This window comes from Anaerophilus nitritigenes, assembly GCF_004138215.1.
Taxonomy (GTDB): Bacteria; Bacillota; Clostridia; order Peptostreptococcales; family Thermotaleaceae; genus Anaerophilus; species Anaerophilus nitritogenes.
The window spans coordinates 12326-32836 of record NZ_RYYS01000074.1; the positions used below are offsets into that span (position 1 = coordinate 12326).

Below are 20511 nucleotides of genomic sequence, written 5' to 3' on the forward strand. Positions count from 1 at the left end.
TAAGCATATACATTTGTTTTTTATTTGCGAACTTATTTTTATATAGTACCATATCTTTATATTATATACAATATATTTTTATAAAAAAAGCTGCTTTTAAAAGCAGCTTTATTCATTCTTTCCTAGTTTTAATTTATTTCTAAATATAATCTCTCCATTTTGTACATCTACATAAATTTCATCATTCTTAGAAATATTTCCTCTTAAAATTTCTTCTGATAAGGAGTCTTCTATCATTTTTCTTATGGCTCTTTTTAACGGACGAGCTCCATATTCTGGATCAAATCCTTTTTCTCCAAGTAACTTCTTCGCCTCATCTGAAATTTCAATATGGATATTTAATTCTTTCATTCTGTTTGCTAAATCTAAAATCATAAGATCTACAATTTGATAAATATCACTTTGACTTAATCCATGAAATACAATCACTTCATCTATTCTATTTAGAAATTCTGGCCTAAAGTTTGTTTTTAACTCACCAATCACATTTTCTTTCATTTTTTCATATGCATTTTTTTTCTCATCTTCTATATTTCCTGTAAATCCTAATGTTTTTTGCTTTTTAATTGTATGAGCTCCTACATTAGAAGTCATAATAATTACTGTATTTTTAAAATCTACTACTTTTCCTTTTGAATCTGTAAGTCTTCCATCATCTAAAATTTGAAGCAATATATTAAATACATCTGGATGGGCTTTTTCAATTTCATCAAATAACACTACTGAATATGGCTTTCTTCTTATTTTTTCTGTTAATTGTCCTCCTTCATCATATCCTACATATCCTGGAGGAGATCCCACAAGACGAGATACAGCATGCTTTTCCATATATTCAGACATATCAATACGAATCATTGCATCTTCATCTCCAAATAAAACTTCTGCTAGTGCCTTTGAAAGCTCAGTTTTTCCTACTCCTGTAGGCCCTAAGAAAATAAATGATCCCACTGGACGTTTTGGATCTTTAAGTCCTACTCTAGCTCTTCTTACTGCTTTTGCAATTGCCTCTACTGCTTCCTCTTGCCCAATTACTCTCTCATGTAAAATCTCTTCCATATTTAAAAGTTTATTTGATTCTTCTTTTGCTAATTTATTTACTGGAATCCCAGTCCAACTAGACACAGTTTGAGCAATCTCTTCTTCTCCTACAGTTGCTTTGCCTGAATGACCAGCTTTCCAATTTTTTTGCCTATCACTAAGTTCTTCTTTTCCCTTTTTTTCTTTATCTCTTAATCTTGCAGCTTTTTCAAAATCTTGAATACTAATAGCTTCTTCCTTTTCTTTTGCTATTTCTTCTAATTTTTCTTCTAAATCCTTAAGCTCTGGAGGCTGAGTTACCATTTGCAAGCGAAGCTTTGAAGCTGCCTCATCCATTAAATCCACTGCTTTATCTGGTAAAAATCGATCTGTAATGTATCTATGAGATAAATTTGCTGCTGTCTTTAATGCTTCATCTGTAATTTTTACTCCATGATGAGCCTCATATTTATCTCTTAATCCTTTTAAAATTTCTATTGTCTCTTCCACAGTAGGTTCTTCTACGTAAATAGGTTGAAATCTTCTTTCTAAAGCAGGATCTTTTTCAATATGCTTTCTATACTCATCTAAAGTAGTAGCCCCAATTGCTTGGAGTTCTCCTCTTGCCAAAGCTGGTTTTAAAATATTAGAAGCATCAATAGCCCCCTCTGCAGCTCCAGCTCCAATAATCGTATGCATCTCATCTATAAATAAAACTACATCCTTGGATTCTCTTAATTCGTTCATAACTTTTTTTAGACGATCTTCAAATTCTCCTCTATATTTTGCACCTGCTACCATAGAAGCTAAATCTAATGTAACTACTCTTTTATCTTTTAATGTTTGTGGAATATTTCCTTCTATAATCTTTTGCGCTAAACCTTCTGCTATTGCAGTTTTCCCTACTCCTGGCTCTCCAATTAAACAAGGGTTATTTTTTGTCCTTCTACTTAATATTTGTATTACTCTTTCAATTTCTTTATCTCTTCCAATAACAGGATCTACTTTTCCTTCTCTCACCATTTCTGTAAGATCTCTTCCATATTCATTTAAAGTAGGTGTATCCTTACGATAAACTTTTTCTATATTGTCTCCATTTGGAGTGCTTAAAAGCTTTATCACTTCTTCTCTTGCTTTAGAAAGACTCACTCCACTATCCATAAGAAGCTTAGCTGCCACTCCTTCTCCTTCACGTATAATCCCTAATAAAAGATGCTCTGTTCCTATATAGTTATGTCCTAATCTTCTTCCTTCTACAAAACTAAGTTCAAAAATTCTTTTTGTCCTTGGAGTAAATCCCATAACTTGTATATCATCCATATTTCCTAAACCTATTACATCTTTTATTTTTTCTTTAATCTGTTCTACATTTACATTCATATTTTGTAGTGCTTTTGCTGCAATTCCTTCTCCTTCTCTTAAAAGGCCTAACAAGAGATGTTCTGTTCCAACATAATTATGTCCAAGACTTCTTGCTTCTTCTTGAGAAAGTATAATCACCTTTTGTGCACGCTCTGTAAATCGATTAAACATGTCCATATGATACACCTCCTAGTATTTTAATTTTTCTCTAACCATAGTTGCTCTTCTTATATCTCTTTCATTACTACTTAAAGATTTATTTGCCTGTTTTTGAAGATAAGATGGTTGAATTAAAACCATAATTTCATTAACATTTTCAGTGGAAACATCTTTTAAAATTCCCAAATCCATTCCAAGTCTTACATCTGATAAAAGCTTCATACATTCTTGAGTAGTTAAAATTCTTGCATTACATAGTATTCCAAAAGATCTATAAATCTTATCCTCTAACTGGATTTTATTATTAGAAAGAATGGTACTTCTTGCATCCCTCTCCTTTTGAATAATTTGCTTTGTAACATCCTTAAGGTTTTGTATTATTTCTTTTTCACTTCTTCCTAGTGTTAGTTGATTGGATATTTGAAATACATTTCCTATAAATTCTGTTCCTTCTCCATAAAGGCCTCTTACTGCAAGACCAATTTGGTTTGCTGCTTGTAAAATTCTGTTCATATATCCGACCATAGATAAAGCAGGAAGATGTATCATAACAGAAGCTCTTATTCCTGTACCTATATTTGTAGGGCAAGATGTTAAGTATCCTAATTTTTCATCAAAAGCATATTTTACTCCTTCTTCTAGAACATCATCCACTTTATCTGCTATATCAAAAGCATTCTCCAATTGAAATCCTGGTAATAAACATTGAATTCTTATATGGTCTTCTTCATTAATCATAATACTAATAGACTCATCTTGATTCAAAAGTGCAGCACTTTTTTCATAGTTTGCTGCTAAATAAGGACTAATAATATGCTTTTCTACTAATACCTGTCTTTCTAATGATGAGATTTCATTTAATTCAATAAATTTACACTCATTCTTTAGACTACTATTTCCTTTTAAAATCGTGTCAGAAATTAATTCATGAACTTCTTTACTTTTTCCTTTCGTTAGAGCTATTGGAAAAGGAAATTCCTCAAGATTTCTAGCTAAGCGTATTCTACTACTAATGATAATATCCCCATCTGGACCTAACTCATTCATCCATTTTGTCATATTCACACCTCCTAAGCTTCCCTTTTGATTTGATTTTGTAGCTCTTTAATTTGATCTCTTAAATAAGCTGCATCTTCAAATGCTTCTTTTCTAATAGCATCATTCAACTTTATTTTTAATTCTGTAATTTGATTTTTAATTCTTAATGATCCCCCTGCTCTTTTTGGAATTTTACCTATATGACTTTCATTTCCTTGTATTCTTTTAATCAATGTATTTAGTTTTTCATAAAAAGCATGATAGCACTTTGAGCATCCTAATCTACCTATTTGCTTAAATTTTCCATATGTCATACCACAATGATCACATTTCGTAGCTTGTATATAATCTACTTTGATAGGAGAATCTTGTATAGAATCTAATATACCTGTTAAAAAATTATTAATAGAAAAAGAATTTTCAAAGGTCACTTGTTCTGTTTGTTTTGCACATTGTTCACATAAATGTAACTCTGTTTTTGTATCATTTAAAATTTTAGTTAGATGAACAGTAGCAGGTCTTTTATTACACTTTTCACATATCATATGGATTCCCTCCCTTTAAAATTAAATATAGAAACGATCATACTCTTAAGGAGATTTGCTCTAATTTCATCCTTTATATTCATAGGAGTACTAATGCTTCTATCATTGATAGCCGCCTTCATCATATCTTTTTCTCTTTCTGTAATGATTTTTTTATCTGTTAAAAAATCAATGATGGCTTCTGCTTTCATACTACTAATGCTCTCTCCAATTTCATGAAGTAATAAATTTACATATTGGTTTTTATCTATATGGGTTTGAACAATTTTAATATGTCCACCTCCACCTCTTCTACTTTCAATTAAATATCCTTTATCTAAAGTAAAACGAGTCGTCAGTACATAATTAATTTGAGAAGGAGCACAATTAAAGTAACTGGCTAATTCATTTCTTTGAATTTCAATACTTCTATTATTAGCATCCTCTAGAAGTTCTTTTATAAATATTTCAATCAAATCACTTATTCTCGCCATTGCCATCTCCCTTTTTGACTTTCTTTGACTTTAGTATATTGTAATGAATTTTCATCATATTTTCAAGGGCTGTCTTCTTTTTTATTTCCCTTTTTCTGAAAATTAATCATCATCATCCTTGTTTTTCTTTATTTTTCTATATATTTTTACCATTTCTCTCTCTTTTTATCTAACTTAAAAAAAGCCAATCATAGATTGGCTCAGATTGTTGACAAACTATATTTTACTTTCTTGATTTTGTAGCTTCAATAATTTTAGGAGTCAGCTGCCCTGGAACTTCATCATATCTAGTAAATTCCATAGTAAAGCTTCCTCTAGCTTGAGTCATAGACCGAAGATCGATAGCATATTTAAATAATTCTGCTTGAGGAGCTTCTGCAATTACCTTTTGACTTCCATCTTCTAAAGGCTCCATTCCAAGAATTCTTCCTCTTCTTTTATTCATATCTCCCATAATATCTCCCATATAATCTTCTGGGACAATAATTTCTACACGCATAATAGGTTCTAGTAAAACTGGATTTGCCTCTTGCAGTCCTTTTTTAAATGCTAAAGATGCTGCAATTTTAAATGCCATCTCTGATGAATCTACATCATGATAAGATCCATCATATAAAACTGCTTTTAAATTTACTACTGGATATCCTGCTAATACTCCACAATCCAAACATTCTCTAAGTCCTTTTTCAACAGCTGGAATATAGTTTTTAGGAACAGAACCTCCAAATATCTCTTCCTCAAATAAAAATTCTTCTTCTACAGGTTCAAATCTTATTTTTACATCTCCATATTGTCCATGTCCACCAGATTGCTTTTTATGTTTTCCTTGTACATCCGCTCTTCCTTTTATTGTTTCACGATAAGGAATAATTTGATCTACAATATTTACATCTACACCAAATTTATTTCTTAACTTACTGGTAATCACATCTATATGCATATCTCCTTGACCACCAATGAGTGTTTGTTTTGTTTCTGTATTACGATAAACAATAAAACTTGGATCTTCTTCTGCTAATCTATTTAGTCCTGTACCTATCTTTTCTTCATCTCCCTTTGCTTTTGGCTGTACAGCCATAAAAAGAGTAGGCTGTGGAAACTCTATTTTAGAATATTGAATAGAATTACTTCTATCACACAAAGTATCTCCTGTTTGTGCATATTGAAGTTTTGATACAGCTACAATATCTCCTGCTACTACTTTTTGTACTTGAATTTGACTTTTTCCTCTCATTAAGAATAGATTTCCAATCTTCTCTACTTCATCTTTTTCTGGATTATAAACTTCTGTATCTCCTGTAAGCTTTCCTGAAATGATTTTCATTAATGAAATCTTTCCTATATATGGATCTACAATAGTTTTAAAAATGAGTGCAGAAAAAGGTTCTTCTTCTTTTATATTTCTTACTACTTTCTTTCCATCATGAGTACTTACTCCTTCATATTCTTTTTTATCCTTAGGACTAGGCATATAAGTATGAATCATTTCTAAAAGAGTATGTATCCCTATATTATTTACTGCAGAACCTACTAAAACAGGTACAATATCTCCTGCTAATACACCTTTTCTTAATCCCTCATGAATCTCCTCTTGTGTAAATTCCTCTCCCTCAAAGAATTTTTCCATCAAATTTTCATCACTCTCTGCAACTGATTCTATCAACATTTCTCGAATAGGTGAAATTTTTTCCATCCATTCTTCTTTAACAGGAGCATCTATACATTCTTTTCCATTGTATTCTCTTGCAATCAAATCTACTACATTTACAAATCCCCTCAATCCATGGTCCGTTCCTAAGGGAATTGCAAAAGGTGCAATGGCCTTTCCAAACTTTTCTCTTAATTGATCAATGACTTTATCATAATTTACATTTTCTTTATCCATTTTATTTAGGAATATGAATTTAGGCATTTTTTTATGATTTGCATACTTCCATGCTTTTTCTGTTCCTACTGCCACTCCTGAGCTTGCATCCACTACAATAATTGCTCCTCCTGCTACACGAAGGGTGCTATTGACTTCTCCTATAAAATCAAAATATCCAGGTGTATCTAATATGTTATACTTATATTGATTCCATTCAATAGGAATCACGCTAGTATTGATAGACAGCTTTCTTTCTATCTCTTGTTTATCAAAATCTGATACTGTATTTCCTTCTTCTGTTTTTCCTAGTCTATTTGTAACTTTTGTTGTATATAACATAGCTTCTGTTAAAGCTGTTTTTCCACACCCCCCATGTCCTACTAATGCCACATTTCTTATTTGATCACTTCCATATTCCTTCATTTTACGTCCCCCTCATTCCAGAATTTGTTGTAATCTTTAGACAACTTTATTAAATATATTCTTTATTATTCTGAAAATTCCTTCTTATTTTATAATTTATTCAATTAAATTTATTTCACTCTTTTCTCTTTCTATGCATAAAATGATTAGTAAAGTCCTGTAAGGAGGGTGAAATCTATTGAATGAAAAAATTTTAAAATCTCCCTTTAGAAATCTTTTTGTTGGTGTAGATACATTTATTCCCCTATCTAATGGTAGATGGGAGAGAGCTATTAATTTTGATAATGCTGCTACCACACCTCCTCTATGGTCATCCCTTTATGAAATCATCAATTTTTCTCCATGGTATTCTTCTATTCATAGAGGGACAGGATATAAGTCTCAATTTTCTTCTACTCTTTATGAAAAATGTAGAAGTATCATTGGAAATTTTGTAGACGCTGATGAAAAAAAAGATACTATTATTTTTGTTAAAAATACTACAGAAGCCATAAATAAACTTTCTTATCGTCTATGTGGTGAAAAAAAAGTTGTATTATCTACTTATATGGAACATCATTCTAATGACCTTCCGTGGAGAAGTCACTATGACATAGATTATATTCAAGTTAATGAATCAGGAAAGCTTTCTTTAGAAGATCTAAGAAATAAGCTTGAAAAATATAAAAATAAAGTAGCATTAGTGACTATTACAGGAGCTTCTAATGTAACAGGATATAAAAATCCTATACACGAAATAGCAAAATTATCTCATTTATATGGAGCAAAAATATTAGTAGATGGTGCTCAACTCATTCCCCACGCTCCCTTTTCTATGAAAGGATCTCATCCCCTAGAAAATATTGATTATGTTGTTTTTTCTGCTCATAAGATGTATGCTCCTTTTGGTAGTGGTGTATTAATCGGTCCCAAGGATACCTTTGAAAAAGGCTCTCCTGAGTATCCTGGAGGAGGTACTGTAGATATGGTTACACATGACTTTATTAAATGGGGTCTGCCTCCTTCTAAAGAAGAATCTGGAACTCCTAATCTCATGGGAGTCATTGCTTTGGCTGCTGCTATACAAACTCTTTCTCAAATTGGTATGGATCATATAGAAAAATATGAAAGAAGCTTAATTCGATATACTTTAAAACAATTAAAAAATATTCCTTATATCAAAATTTACGGAGATGCAGATTATGAAGAGCGGATTAGTATTGTTTCTTTTAATATGGAAAAAATTCCACATAACCTACTAGCATATATATTATCTTGTGAAGCAGGTATTGCTGTACGCAATGGTTGTTTTTGTGCTCAACCTTATATTCAAAATCTTTTAGGTCTTTCAAAAGAAGATATTGAAAAAAGAATTAAAGATCCTTTTATTCTCCATCCTGGAATGGTTCGAATTAGCTTTGGTCTTTATAATGACTATGATGAAATTGATGTACTCATTGATATGCTTAAAAAAATTTCTAAAAATAGAGATCTTTATATAAAAAAATATAAAGATTTTCTTACCTCCATTTAAGGAGGTTTTTTTTTGAGAAAATAGGTTAAGCTAAAAATAAAATTATATTTTATAGAGAGGAGTTTGAATCATTGAAAAAAATGAGTTTACTTATATTTAGTGGAGACTACGATAAAGCACTGGCTGCCATGATCCTAGCCAATACCGCAAGAGAGATGGAAATCGATGTAACACTATTTTTTGCATTTTGGGGACTTCTGTTATTAAGGGATCCACAAAAAATGAGCACAGAAGATAAAACGAGTTATGAAAAAATGTTTGCGGCTATGACACCAAAAAGTCCTGAGGATCTTCCTTTATCCAAAATGAACTTTAGTGGAATAGGAAAGCAAATGCTTCTTTCTATGATGGAAGATGAAGATGCACCTTCTCTAACAGCCTTTTTAAATGGTGCTATAAAAAAAGGTGTTAAATTTTATGGATGTAAACTTTCTATGGAAATTATGGGTTTTCAAATTGAAGAGCTTCTTCCTCAAGTAAAAGTCATGACTGCAAAAGAGTATATAGAAGATGCACTAAACTCAGATATTCAATTATTTATCTAAATTTACAAAATATACTTCATTCCTATACCCTTTAACAAAAAGTGAGTCTTCTACAAAAAATGTGGTCGAACGAAAATTCTGACTATTTTTCTTTTCTTAGAGGAATCTTGATACCTTTAAAGAAAATATTAAGTAGGTTTATGTTATAAAAGAATGTTTCACTGGGGGTATTAAAATGAAAATCACAAAAAAAATGTATGAAGACCATCTTAATGCATTAGGCATTCCCAAAAAAGATAAATGTATCCACAATGGTAGAGTAAAAAAGTATGGTAGTTGGTTAAGAAGAACAAACAAAAAATCTTTTGATGCTTTTTACGAGGATTATATCCAATATATTAAAACAAGTGATGTCAAAGAAGTACTTTTTATTCTAAAGGAAGAAAAACTTCAAGATGAGTGTCAAATTCTAACTCCTATAGAATGTCAAAAAAGAGGATACGGTGGACATCTTCCTTTGGTTATGATTAGCAGTGATTTAGAAAGTTCATTCATTGCAGAATTTATAAAAGAACAAATTCCAAAGGAGAAATATTTTTTAAAACCTGTCTCTTATTATATGCTAGGAATCTATTCAAAAGAAAATGAACACAGAATGATCGGATAAATTAAGACAGGCCATGCCTGTCTTATCTTTTCTCTGGGAGAATTTCGATCCAATATCCATCTGGGTCATTGATAAAATATAGTCCCATCTCTTTATTTTCAAAGCAAATACATCCCATTTTTTCATGATGATCATAAGCTTTTTCATAATCATCTGTAGTAAATGCCAGATGGATTTCATTATCTCCTAGATTATAAGGTTTTGTTCGATCTCTTAACCAAGTCAATTCAATTTTATGAGAAGTTTTTTCATCTCCTAGAAAAACCAAAATAAAACTTCCATCTTGTGCTTCTTTTCTTTTTGTCTCTACCAAACCTAATGCATCTTTATAAAAATCAATACTCTTTTGAAGATCTAAAACATTGATATTATTATGATGAAAAGTAAATTCCATATCATACACCTTCTTTCTAAATTTATTCTATATTGCCATTTTTATATTTTTTTGTCAAGTTCTTTGTACTCTTAATATGTATAATATTTTAAAAATAGTAAATTATTGTTTGAAAATTATTTTTTGTGGTACCATAATAAATATAGATAAAATTTAAAATAATATAATCTCAAGTAGTTTTTTAATTCTTATTATAAAGAGGAGGGGTTTACTATGATTAGTGAACAATTAATGAAAGTATTAAATGATCAAATGAATTATGAGTTTTATTCTGCTCATGTATATTTAGCGATGGCAGGTTTTTGTGCTTCAGAAGATTTAGATGGATTTTCAAACTTCTTTATTGTTCAAGCAGAAGAAGAAAGATTTCATGCTATGAAAATATTTAATTATATATCAGAAATGGGAGGTCGTGTAAATATTTCTTCTTTTGAATATCCTGAAAATGAATATGAATCTATTTTAGACGTTTTTAAAAAAGGACTCGCACATGAAAAAATAGTAACACAAAGAATCTATGATCTTACAGATCTAGCTACAAAAGAAAAAGAACATGCTACCATTAGCTTTTTAAAATGGTTTATTGATGAACAAGTAGAAGAAGAATCAACCTTTGGAAGTCTTGTAAAAAAATTAGAAAGAATTAGTGAAAATAGCAATGCCCTTTACATGTTAGATACAGAACTTTCTCAAAGAACTTTTACTCCACCAACAACAAAAGAGTAAGGATCGAAAGATCCTTACTCTTTTGTTTGTATAGATATTTTTTGAGATAATCTTTTAGATAGAAGATACGTAATTAGAATAGCCATAAAGAGTCTCAATCCTAATAAAATATATCCATTTGCACCTACTGCTACAAATACTAATGTATCCTCAAATATTGCATGACAAGTTACTAAAAAAGTAATAAGAAGAACTAAATCTACTTTTGTAAGATTTCCTTCCTTAGAACTTTGAATAATTACTCCTGCTCCATAAGATATACCAAAAATAAGTCCTACTAATAGAGGTACAATAGCTTCTTTTGAAATAGAAAATAATTTTGTAATAAATGTAAACTTTTCTGCAATTTTATTTAATATATGATAATCTTTTGCCAACTGCAAAATGACCATCAAAGGAATTACAATGACTGCAATAGTATATACGGATTTTAAACTTCCTATAATTCCTTCTTTTAAAATCATCATCATATCCACGCACCTACCTGTCCTATAACCATTCCTACTCCTACAGCAAGTCCTACTCTAAGTAAAATTACTTTTATCACATTGACTTTTAATTGTTTTACAACAGCCGTTTCCATAAATAAAGAATGTGAAAAAGAAAGCATTACTGCTAAAGTAGTTATCTCCATGGGAGTAAGATCTATGGCTTTAATTGCACCAATAGCAGCATATAAGTTTAAACTATTACCTAATACTAATACAATAGCTGCTTCTCCTGGAAGCTTAAATAATCCCATTAATGGACTAAATACTTTAGCAATATAATTAAGAACTGGTGTGTGTTTTAATATAGTTATAAATAAATATACAGGGATAATAATTTTACCTAGCATCCAAGTTGTCTCTATTCCTTTTTTAATTCCCTCTTTAATAGACTCCAGCATATCCCCACCCCTTATTCTCTAAAATTCTGCATAATTAGCAGTTCTAGGGAAAGCAATTACATCTCTTATATTACTTATTCCTGTAATATACATAATCAGTCTCTCAAAGCCTAATCCAAAACCTGCATGTTTGGTTCCTCCATACTTTCTAAGCTCTAAATACCACCAATAATCTTCTTTAGGAAGATTCATCTCATCCATTCTACTTTCTAGTATATCTATTCTTTCTTCCCTTTGACTTCCTCCTATAATTTCACCTACTCCTGGTACTAAAAGATCCATAGCTGCAACAGTTTTTTGATCATCATTCATTCTCATATAAAAAGCTTTTATTTCTTTTGGATAATTTGTTACAAATGTAGGTTTTTTAAATATTTTCTCTGTTAAATATCTTTCATGCTCTGTTTGAAGATCACAACCCCATTCTACATCGTACTCAAACTTTTGACCTGATTCTTTTAATAATTCTACAGCTTTTGTATAGGTTACTCTTTCAAAGTTAGAATTTATAATGTGATTTAATCTTTCTAATAATCCTTTATCTATAAATTGATTGAAAAATTTCATTTCCTCAGAAGCATTTTCCATTACATATTTCATAACATATTTCATCATCTCTTCTGCTAGATCCATATCATCTTCTAAATCTGCAAATGCAATTTCAGGCTCTATCATCCAAAACTCAGCTGCATGTCTTGCTGTATTAGAATTTTCTGCTCTAAAGGTAGGTCCAAATGTATATACATTTCTAAAAGCTAGTGCATAAGCCTCTGCTTCTAATTGACCACTTACTGTAAGATTTGTTTCTTTTCCAAAAAAATCCTCTTTATAATCTACTTTTCCATCTTCATTTCTCGGAATATTATCAAAACCTATAGTAGATACCCTAAACATCTCTCCTGCTCCTTCACAGTCACTTCCTGTAATAATAGGAGTATGTGCATATACAAATCCTTTTTCTTGGAAAAATTTATGAATTGCAAAAGCTGCTATAGAACGTACACGAAATACTGCTGAAAAAGTATTACTTCTTAATCTTAAATGTGCAATACTTCTTAAAAATTCTAAACTATGTCTTTTCTTTTGAAGAGGATAATCGCGATCTGAATTTCCTTCTACTAAAATATTCGTTGCCTTAATTTCAAAGGGCTGTTTTGCATCTGGTGTAAGTACAATCTTTCCTGTTACAATAATAGACGAACTAATACTAAGCTTTGATATTTCTGAAAAGTTCTCTAGTCCTTCTTCAAAAACTACTTGAACATTTTTAAAGAAAGTTCCATCGTTTACTTCAATAAATCCAAAAGCTTTAGATGCTCTTAACGTTCTGATCCAACCTGCAATGATTACTTCTTGATCCTTGAATTTTTCATAATCTTTATAAATATCTCTTACTAAAGTTGTTTTCATATTTTTACCTCCTTATTTAATACAAAAAACCTTCGTCTTATGAAAGGGACGAAAGGTTTTTATTCGCGGTACCACCCTAATTGCTAAATTTTAGCCAACTTGGTTTTCAGTTCTAACGGTCTGATTCCGTCTAAGCCTACTTTCTCATGGATTTTGGTTAGAAACTCAGAGATGTTCTTCCATATAAGCATGGTATCAGCCTTCCACCATCACTGACTCGCTATAACTTTATCTTATATGTACTCTTCTCGTCCTTGTATTTATCTATATTTGTTCATTATTGATATTATAATATTTAGAAAATCATCTGTCAAAACTATTTTACCCAAAACTTTGTAAATCTATATTCTTTGATTCTACAATTCATCTTATTTCCCTTTTTTATATCTAAAATTTTTACATTCTTTTTATTTTATATGTTACAATGAATAAAAAGTTTCTTTGAGGTGATTCTATGAAAGTATCTTTAAAAGAACTAAAAGATTCCAACTTTTTTTTAAATACAATCTTTGAAAATATCACTTCTGCTATTTTTTTAGTAGATAAAAATATAGAAGTTCAACAATTTAATGAACCTTTTCAAACATTATTTAATAAAAAAGAAGATCAAATCCTTGGTAAACTTTGTGGAAATGTTATAGGTTGTAAATATACAATAGAAGAGAAAAAAAAATGCGGTTCTACTAGCAATTGTGATCAATGCTTAATTCGAAAATCTATTATCAAAGCATTTAAAGAAAAAACTCCTACTTTTAAAAATGTAGTCCATAGAGATTTTTATATAAACAATCAATTCATACAAAAATATTTTCAATTTACTACAAAACATCTTACTTTTAATGAAGAAAATATGGTTATGGTTATTTTAGATGACATTACTCAAATAGAAATCAGCAAGAAAAAATTAAGAGAAAGAAATAAAATGATAGAATCTTATCATAAACGTCTAAAAGAAGAACTTTCTCTTGCAAAAAATGTTCAACAAAATTTAATTCCTAAAAAATTACCAGAAATAGAAGGTATCTCATTAACTTCTATTTATCAACCTCTTGAAGAAATTGGTGGAGATTTGTATGATTTTATCAAAATTGATGAAGATAATTTAGGAATTTTTTTGAGTGATATATCTGGTCATGGGGTTCCTGCTGCCATGGTTACTGCCATGGTAAAAGCTATTATGGAAACTGGAAAATATTTATTTAATCACCCTGCAGTACTCATGAGCTATTTAAACAAAAAATTAATGAATATTGGTACAACTATGTACTTAACAGCTCTTTATGGAGTTTATAATATAAAAACTCATCAATTCACCTATATACGATGTGGTCATCCTTATCCTATCTTAATTCGAAACCATGAATATATAGAATTAAATACAGCTGGAAGTACTGTTTTAGGTGTATTTGAAAATATAAACTTTGAAAGTGAAACTATTGAGCTTAAGCCAAAAGATAAACTTATTTTTTATACAGATGGACTCACTGAATCCATAGATCATGATCCATATCATGTAATCACTTTAAAAGATTTTATATTAAGATATAAAGATAAAGATATTCTCTCTCTTATTCATAATATATATGAAGACATTACTCAATATAAAAAAGATAAAGATTTTGAAGATGATATATGTATTTTAGGAATGGAGATTAAATAATTAAGGAGCTGACAATCAGCTCCTTTTAGTTTAAATAAAAAACATATAGATAAACAGTGGCCATACAAATAGATAAAATCATTAAAGGAAATGCAACCTTCATATACTGTATGAAAGAAATTTTATGATTATGTTTTTCTAATATTCCAGCTACTACTACATTGGCAGATGCTCCAATCATTGTTCCATTTCCTCCTAAACAAGCTCCTAATGCTAATGCCCACCATAGAGGAGTTATATTCATAGGTGATAGCGCACCTATGCTTTTAATCAGTGGAATCATCGTTGCTACAAAAGGAATGTTATCTAAAAATGAAGATGCTACAGCAGATACCCATAATATCAAAAGTGCTGTAAACACAATATTTCCTTTTGTTAAAGCTACCATACCATGTGCAATCCAATCAATTACACCTACATTTTCTAAAGCTGCTACTAATATAAATAAAAATGCAAAGAAAAATATAGTAACCCACTCTACTTCATGTAATATTTCTTCAGGGTCTATATTACTAATTAATAATAATATAGCCGCTCCTGCTAATGCAACTGTTGCCGTTTCTATTCCTATAAATTGATGTATAGCAAATCCAGTAATGGTGCATGTTAAAACAACCATAGATTTTTTTAATAATTTAATATCTGTTAGAGACAATTTTTCATCCATTTTCATTATTTTTTTCTTTAATCTTTCTTCTACATGAAGACTAGCTTTATATCTTCTTTTTAATAAAAACAATGTACTTATAAAAATAACAATCACTACAGGAAGCAAATTCAATACAAAGTCCATAAACCCTAATCCGGTTTCACTTCCAATCATAATATTTGGAGGATCACCAATTAAAGTAGCTGTACCTCCTATATTAGCTGAAAGAATTTGAGCAAACATAAATGGAATAGGATTAATTTCTAATGCTTCTGTCATAACTAAAGTAATAGGTGCAATGAGTAAAACCGTAGTTACATTATCTAATAAAGCAGAAGAAACTGCTGTAATAATAGATAAAATCAACAATATCTTCCAAGGATCTCCTTTTGCAAGTTTTGCCGAACGAATAGCTATATACTGAAAAACTCCTGTTCTCTTTGTAATATTTACAATAATCATCATTCCAATTAATAAAGAAATCGTATCAAAATCAATAGATGAAAAAGCAAATTTCAAATCGATTACATGAAACAATACAAGTAAAATAACCCCAAAAAAAGAAATCGTCATGCGATTAATTTTTTCTGATATGATTATTGCATAAGTAAGTATAAAAATTGATACAGTTAAAAATAGTGTCAATACCATCCCCTCCTTTTTACTTTATGGCAATGAATACATTGTATTCTTTTCTCCACAAATAATAAAATGTAATATTTGCTCTTTCTATATGTTTTTTACTAATTTATACCTATCTCCTTTAAATAAATCTATAAATCTTATCACATCTTTTAGTTTATCTGTTTTTATCCTATTTACTATAAAATTTTTATACTTTTTTATTCTTTACTGAATAATCAAAAAAATGAACCGATCTATGCAGTTCATTTTTTTGATTTTATAGCTATGCATTTGTAAAAATTTTTATATACTATCTGGTTCTTTTTCAAAATATACTCTTTTACTTTGATCTTTTGTTTCTTTTATCAATTTTTTTAACTCTTCAATTTTTTCATCAAATTTTTTAGCTTGTACACCTGACACATTATAATATAAATATAAATCTTCAAAATTTTGAGCAATTTCATTAAGTGTTTTATTAATATCTATAAATTTATCAAATTTTTTACTTCTTTTTGCATTCTTCATTTGTAATATATCATGTTTAATAATATTTACAACATCTTCATGAGAAGAATACGTACCTAAATTAATAGGATAGGGTGCTCTTCTCTGAATAAAATAATCTCCCTTATCATTAATATGATAGACATATTTAAGATTTGTATCTTCAATATCCATTTGTACAAAATACATAATACCTTGAATAACCTCAACCTTTGCTCCTAATTGCTGAAGCTTAATTTTATGAATATTACCCTCTACATTTATAAATTTTCGGCTCACATCCATCCATCTCCTTTTAATACTCGAAATATTCTCCGTACTTGTATGATAATACAGTTTTTATAAAAGTACAATTGCAAAAATTAATCATTTTTATATATTTACATATTCATCCATAGTTAAAACATACTCATACAAATATCTATAATGTATATATAATAAAAAAATTTTATTATTATATACGGATTAGTTTATTTAAATCAAGAATTCCAAATAGAGACTGGTATCAAAAAGATTTAAGTGGAAATAATTCATTTTATCGAATTGGGCAAATTCCCCCTTCACATCCTTCATTTCCTAAATCTATATCTATCTCTTCTTTTTCATATTTTCTGATCAAAGAAGGTATAAAAGGTTGCATTTCTTGTACTCTTTTATCATATTCTTCTTCATCTATTGCTTCATAAGGTAACAACTTATAAAAATTATCATCTAAAGATAAAAATGAGAGTGCTACCACATCATCCCAATGATCCCAAACCCATTGTTCTACTTTTTCCCATTCATTTTCTCTTACATGAACAGTAATCGAGCAATTATGATCTACATAATGTTTCATAAACATTCTGTAATTCTCTAATTGGTCAATTGCGGAAACATCATACTTAGTTTTCCCACAAGGAGCTTTCACAGGAAATTCTACAACCTTTGTAGAACAAGTATCCCATTCTTGTCCTACTTCAGGAAACACAGGATATTCTAATTCTTCACATACCTTTACTAATGGATCATCTGCACTAATTCGAATCCGCCTTATATAGTATGGAGAATGAGAATAATGAACTCCACTAGATACAATAGGAAGTTGACTAAGTGTTCCCTCAGGCTTTACAGTAGTTACTAAAGCAGGCTTATTTTGTCCTAGTTCCTTAGAATATTTTTGTACTTCTTCATGAGCAGCTTCCCTTAAAATTTTAAGTATCTTCCCTTGCTCTTCTTTATTCATTCCTGTTATATTAATCATATCCTGCCATCCTGTTAAAGAACAGCCTACAAGCTTATCCCTTTGTTGTATATCATTCCATTTAGGAAGTTCTAATTCAGCACAAGTCATTCTATATCCTGCTCTTACAGAAAGTCTCTGTGCTTCTATTAAAGCTTCTACATCTAATGTATTATCTTCTTTTGTAAAAGCATATACATTAATAGTTGTAAGATTACAAAGACCTTTTGAATCTAGTAATATTTCTCCACAAGGATTTACTCCATTCATATTTGATCTTCTCTTTGAAGCTGCCTCTGCATTGACCCATCCTGGTTCTCCTGAATATCTCATTTTTTCAATTTGCCAATGTAATTTTTCTCTTGTTGGCTTGGATGTATAATAAATAGAATTATTGCTCATTTGTCTATGAATAATTTCTTGATCTACCATCCATTGCCCCTTAATTTGCTTATATAAGTTAGATTTTGCTTCAATAGATTCATAATCATCTTGATCAATTAAAATCATCTCTGCAGTACGTCTAACTCCTCCTACTACTACATTTTCTCCTATAATATTGGCAATGTCTAAACAATCAATAGGCTTTAGTTTCACTTTTTTATAATTATATTCTATTGTATTTCTTTTTAAAACTTTATCAATTTTTACAAACATATTTTTAAGACTAGAATAACCACTAGCGGTGCCTCCAAAAGCTTTTAATTTTTCTCCTTTTGGTCTTACATGATCATAATCTACAATAATAGTTTTTATGTTCCTATATTCATTACTATAAATTAATTTGAAAAAGAAATCTAAAGCTTGAGTCCAACCTTCTTTACTATCTCCTACTGTAATTTTAACAGTATGATTGTGAGAAAATTTTAAGCTTGTACAATCTTCTCTTCCTAAAATAGGTGTAGCTGTATAATCCTTATGAATGATTTCATAATCTATACGAACCTTTGGAAGAGTTTTTATATCTTCTTTTAATACTCTAACTCCTACTCCTGATCCAATCATAAGAAGATAAAAAAGATCTTTAAAACTCTCAAAAGAATCTATGATAAGAAATGCACAATTATAATTTGCCATAGGATAATTTTGAGCTACCGTAGTATTTCCTACCCAAAACGTTCTTCCAGATAAAAATTGTTTCAGATTGTAAATATTATCATATAATTTTTCTGCTTCTTCTTTAGAAGTAGGAACAAGATTACAATTATATTCAACAGCACGCTTTACAGTTTCCCACCAATATTCCCTTCTTTTTTGTTCCGGAAGCCATCTAGAATAGGTTCTATAATATACAAAATTTCCTAGTTCCTTCATAGGAGAAAGTCTGTGTTTATATTGACTGATAAATTCATTTGTTAACAATCCATGTTTTTTTATTTTTTTCATCTTTCTAAGTTTGTTATGTTCTTCTCGATAAATTATGTATGTTTTTGCAACATCTTTTCGATTACTAGCCATCAAAAGCTCTTCTACATCATCTTGTATTTCTTCTACATGGATAGGGTTCTCTTGGTTTTTGATTTTTTCATATATTAAATTAGCAATCTCTTTACTTAAGTTTGAATCTACTCCTGTTTTAGTTTCTGACATAGCTCTTTCAATAGCATTCACAATTTTTTTCAAGTCAAATGGAACCATTTTTTTATTTCTCTTAATAACCTGCACTATAAAATTCTCCTTTCATAGAAAAATTCCTATATTTCTATTGATACTACTTATTGATGAAGTATATCGTTTTCTATAGAATCAAAAAACATCTCTATTTTCAGTATGTTTTTTCTTTTATACACATTATTTAGTATGCAAGCTTTCGCAATACACTATATATTGTATCATCCAAATATTACATTGTCAAAAAAATAGATGGCTCAAAGCCATCTATTTTTTTAATATCTCTAGTATTTCTTTTATAGATTCGTTTATATACTCACCTTTTCTATATTTTCTTCTTGCAACAATAATTTCTACCTGTTTCCCTTTTTCTTCAATCTCTTTTATCATTATAGGTTGTTCCACAAAAGTACCTAATACATTAAATTGATCATCCATAATAACAAAAGTAGGAATTTTCGCTTTTCCATTGACTTTATAATTTTCCATATAACTTTCATTTCCCTCTCTGGATACAATGGATATGTTGAAATTTGAATTATAATCTGATATTGCTTGTACTGCAGGTACATTAATCATACAATCAGGGCACCATATCTCTGCAAAGACTAAAATATGAACTATATGATGAATTGATCCTATTACTTCTAAAATGTCTTCATCTATTTTAATATGATTATATATTTCTAACGTTTTTTCTTTATAGGTATCTTTGTCTTGATTCACAAAGTCTATAAAAGAAATTCCTCTTTGGAAAAGTTCTCGTAAATCCATTAGATCTCCCCCTTATTTCCTTCATCCATATAAAAACAATATGATGGAACAATCCCTGTGTCTTTCCCTACAATAACATTTTATTTTTTAAGGAAACTTTTAAAATTATATTAAGGTTTAATTTATATATATGTAAAAGAATACTTTTTAGAATGACCAATCATGTGAGCAACAAAATTTCTTCATTTCGTTTAATATTTCTGTTTTTTAAAACAAAAAAAATTATCTAGCAACGACCTACTCTCCCAGAGCGCTACCGCTCAAGTACCATCAGCGCTGAAGGGCTTAACTTCTGTGTTCGGTATGGGAACAGGTATAACTCCTTCGCTATTGTCACTAGATAATTTATCTTCTATTATGTCTATTCTATAGATCTTTTAAGAAACAATAATACAACTAATAATATATACCTTCAAAATTGAACAATGCAAAGTCTGGTCAAGTCCTCGACCTATTAGTACCTATCAGCTAAAGACATTGCTGCCCTTACACCCTA

General features: G+C 29.7%; 18 protein-coding genes, 1 rRNA gene and 1 other annotated feature. Of the genes, 5 read left to right on the plus strand and 14 right to left on the minus strand.

The features are described 5' to 3' along the window. Positions 1 to 108 precede the first annotated feature (108 nt). The 5 genes from EK368_RS11600 to fusA all read right to left on the minus strand — a co-directional run bounded on the left by EK368_RS11600 (position 109) and on the right by fusA (position 6884). Positions 109 to 2550 (minus strand): ATP-dependent Clp protease ATP-binding subunit, encoded by a 2442-nt coding sequence (locus tag EK368_RS11600; protein ID WP_202976477.1) that lies wholly within the window; start codon positions 2548 to 2550, stop codon positions 109 to 111. 18 nt (positions 2551 to 2568) lie between these two features. Further along, positions 2569 to 3597, minus strand: coding sequence for a protein arginine kinase (locus EK368_RS11605; protein ID WP_129599893.1), 1029 nt, complete (start codon positions 3595 to 3597; stop codon positions 2569 to 2571). An 11-nt stretch (positions 3598 to 3608) separates the two neighbouring features. After that, a complete protein-coding gene (locus EK368_RS11610; RefSeq protein ID WP_129599895.1) occupies positions 3609 to 4121 on the minus strand; it encodes a UvrB/UvrC motif-containing protein in 513 nt (170 codons plus the stop codon). After that, a complete protein-coding gene (locus tag EK368_RS11615) occupies positions 4118 to 4594 on the minus strand; it encodes a CtsR family transcriptional regulator (protein WP_202976476.1) in 477 nt (158 codons plus the stop codon). Before EK368_RS11615 ends, EK368_RS11610 begins: the two co-directional genes overlap by 4 nt. Positions 4595 to 4817: 223 nt before the next feature. Then, on the minus strand, positions 4818 to 6884 hold the full coding sequence (fusA, locus tag EK368_RS11620; protein WP_129599899.1) for an elongation factor G: 2067 nt from the start codon (positions 6882 to 6884) through the stop codon (positions 4818 to 4820). Positions 6885 to 7062: 178 nt separating this feature from the next. Between fusA and EK368_RS11625 the strand changes: the two genes are divergently transcribed. From EK368_RS11625 to EK368_RS11635, 3 genes are all read left to right on the plus strand, one after another. After that, positions 7063 to 8397 (plus strand): aminotransferase class V-fold PLP-dependent enzyme, encoded by a 1335-nt coding sequence (locus tag EK368_RS11625; RefSeq protein WP_129599901.1) that lies wholly within the window; start codon positions 7063 to 7065, stop codon positions 8395 to 8397. A gap of 80 nt (positions 8398 to 8477) precedes the next feature. Then, a complete protein-coding gene (locus tag EK368_RS11630; RefSeq protein ID WP_129599927.1) occupies positions 8478 to 8942 on the plus strand; it encodes a DsrE/DsrF/DrsH-like family protein in 465 nt (154 codons plus the stop codon). A gap of 175 nt (positions 8943 to 9117) precedes the next feature. Then, entirely contained in the window at positions 9118 to 9549 is a 432-nt protein-coding gene (locus tag EK368_RS11635; protein ID WP_129599903.1) for a C-type lectin-like domain-containing protein, read from the plus strand. A gap of 22 nt (positions 9550 to 9571) precedes the next feature. On the opposite strand, the gene EK368_RS11640 is transcribed toward EK368_RS11635, so the two are convergent. Then, positions 9572 to 9943, minus strand: a complete 372-nt coding sequence (locus tag EK368_RS11640) for a VOC family protein (protein ID WP_129599905.1) — start codon at positions 9941 to 9943, stop codon at positions 9572 to 9574. Between the two features lie 213 nt (positions 9944 to 10156). Here EK368_RS11640 and EK368_RS11645 point away from each other — a divergent pair, with 213 nt between their 5' ends. Further along, positions 10157 to 10669 carry a ferritin gene (locus tag EK368_RS11645; protein WP_129599907.1) on the plus strand — a complete coding sequence of 171 codons (513 nt, stop codon included), beginning with the start codon at positions 10157 to 10159 and terminating at the stop codon, positions 10667 to 10669. Positions 10670 to 10683: 14 nt separating this feature from the next. Here the strand turns inward: EK368_RS11645 and EK368_RS11650 are convergent, their stop codons facing one another. The 3 genes from EK368_RS11650 to asnS are packed head-to-tail and all read right to left on the minus strand — an operon-like array spanning position 10684 to position 12968. Continuing rightward, positions 10684 to 11139, minus strand: a complete 456-nt coding sequence (locus EK368_RS11650) for a nucleoside recognition domain-containing protein (RefSeq protein ID WP_129599909.1) — start codon at positions 11137 to 11139, stop codon at positions 10684 to 10686. Further along, entirely contained in the window at positions 11136 to 11558 is a 423-nt protein-coding gene (locus EK368_RS11655) for a nucleoside recognition domain-containing protein (RefSeq protein WP_129599911.1), read from the minus strand. Before EK368_RS11655 ends, EK368_RS11650 begins: the two co-directional genes overlap by 4 nt. A gap of 18 nt (positions 11559 to 11576) precedes the next feature. Next, a complete protein-coding gene (gene asnS / locus EK368_RS11660; protein ID WP_129599913.1) occupies positions 11577 to 12968 on the minus strand; it encodes an asparagine--tRNA ligase in 1392 nt (463 codons plus the stop codon). Between the two features lie 41 nt (positions 12969 to 13009). After that, positions 13010 to 13232 (minus strand) — a binding site (T-box leader). 190 nt (positions 13233 to 13422) lie between these two features. Here asnS and EK368_RS11665 point away from each other — a divergent pair. Beyond that, positions 13423 to 14628, plus strand: coding sequence for a SpoIIE family protein phosphatase (locus tag EK368_RS11665; protein WP_129599915.1), 1206 nt, complete (start codon positions 13423 to 13425; stop codon positions 14626 to 14628). 25 nt (positions 14629 to 14653) lie between these two features. Here EK368_RS11665 and EK368_RS11670 read toward each other — a convergent pair whose 3' ends face one another. The 5 genes from EK368_RS11670 to rrf form a co-directional block, all read right to left on the minus strand. Continuing rightward, positions 14654 to 15928, minus strand: coding sequence for an ArsB/NhaD family transporter (locus EK368_RS11670; RefSeq protein ID WP_129599917.1), 1275 nt, complete (start codon positions 15926 to 15928; stop codon positions 14654 to 14656). Between the two features lie 276 nt (positions 15929 to 16204). Continuing rightward, positions 16205 to 16687 (minus strand): hypothetical protein, encoded by a 483-nt coding sequence (locus tag EK368_RS11675; RefSeq protein WP_243109413.1) that lies wholly within the window; start codon positions 16685 to 16687, stop codon positions 16205 to 16207. A gap of 256 nt (positions 16688 to 16943) precedes the next feature. Next, a complete protein-coding gene (gene nrdJ, locus EK368_RS11680) occupies positions 16944 to 19295 on the minus strand; it encodes a ribonucleoside-triphosphate reductase, adenosylcobalamin-dependent (protein ID WP_165000434.1) in 2352 nt (783 codons plus the stop codon). Positions 19296 to 19508: 213 nt separating this feature from the next. After that, positions 19509 to 20015, minus strand: coding sequence for a thioredoxin family protein (locus tag EK368_RS11685; RefSeq protein ID WP_129599923.1), 507 nt, complete (start codon positions 20013 to 20015; stop codon positions 19509 to 19511). 224 nt (positions 20016 to 20239) lie between these two features. Beyond that, positions 20240 to 20356, minus strand: a 5S ribosomal RNA gene (gene rrf / locus EK368_RS11690). Positions 20357 to 20511 lie beyond the last annotated feature (155 nt).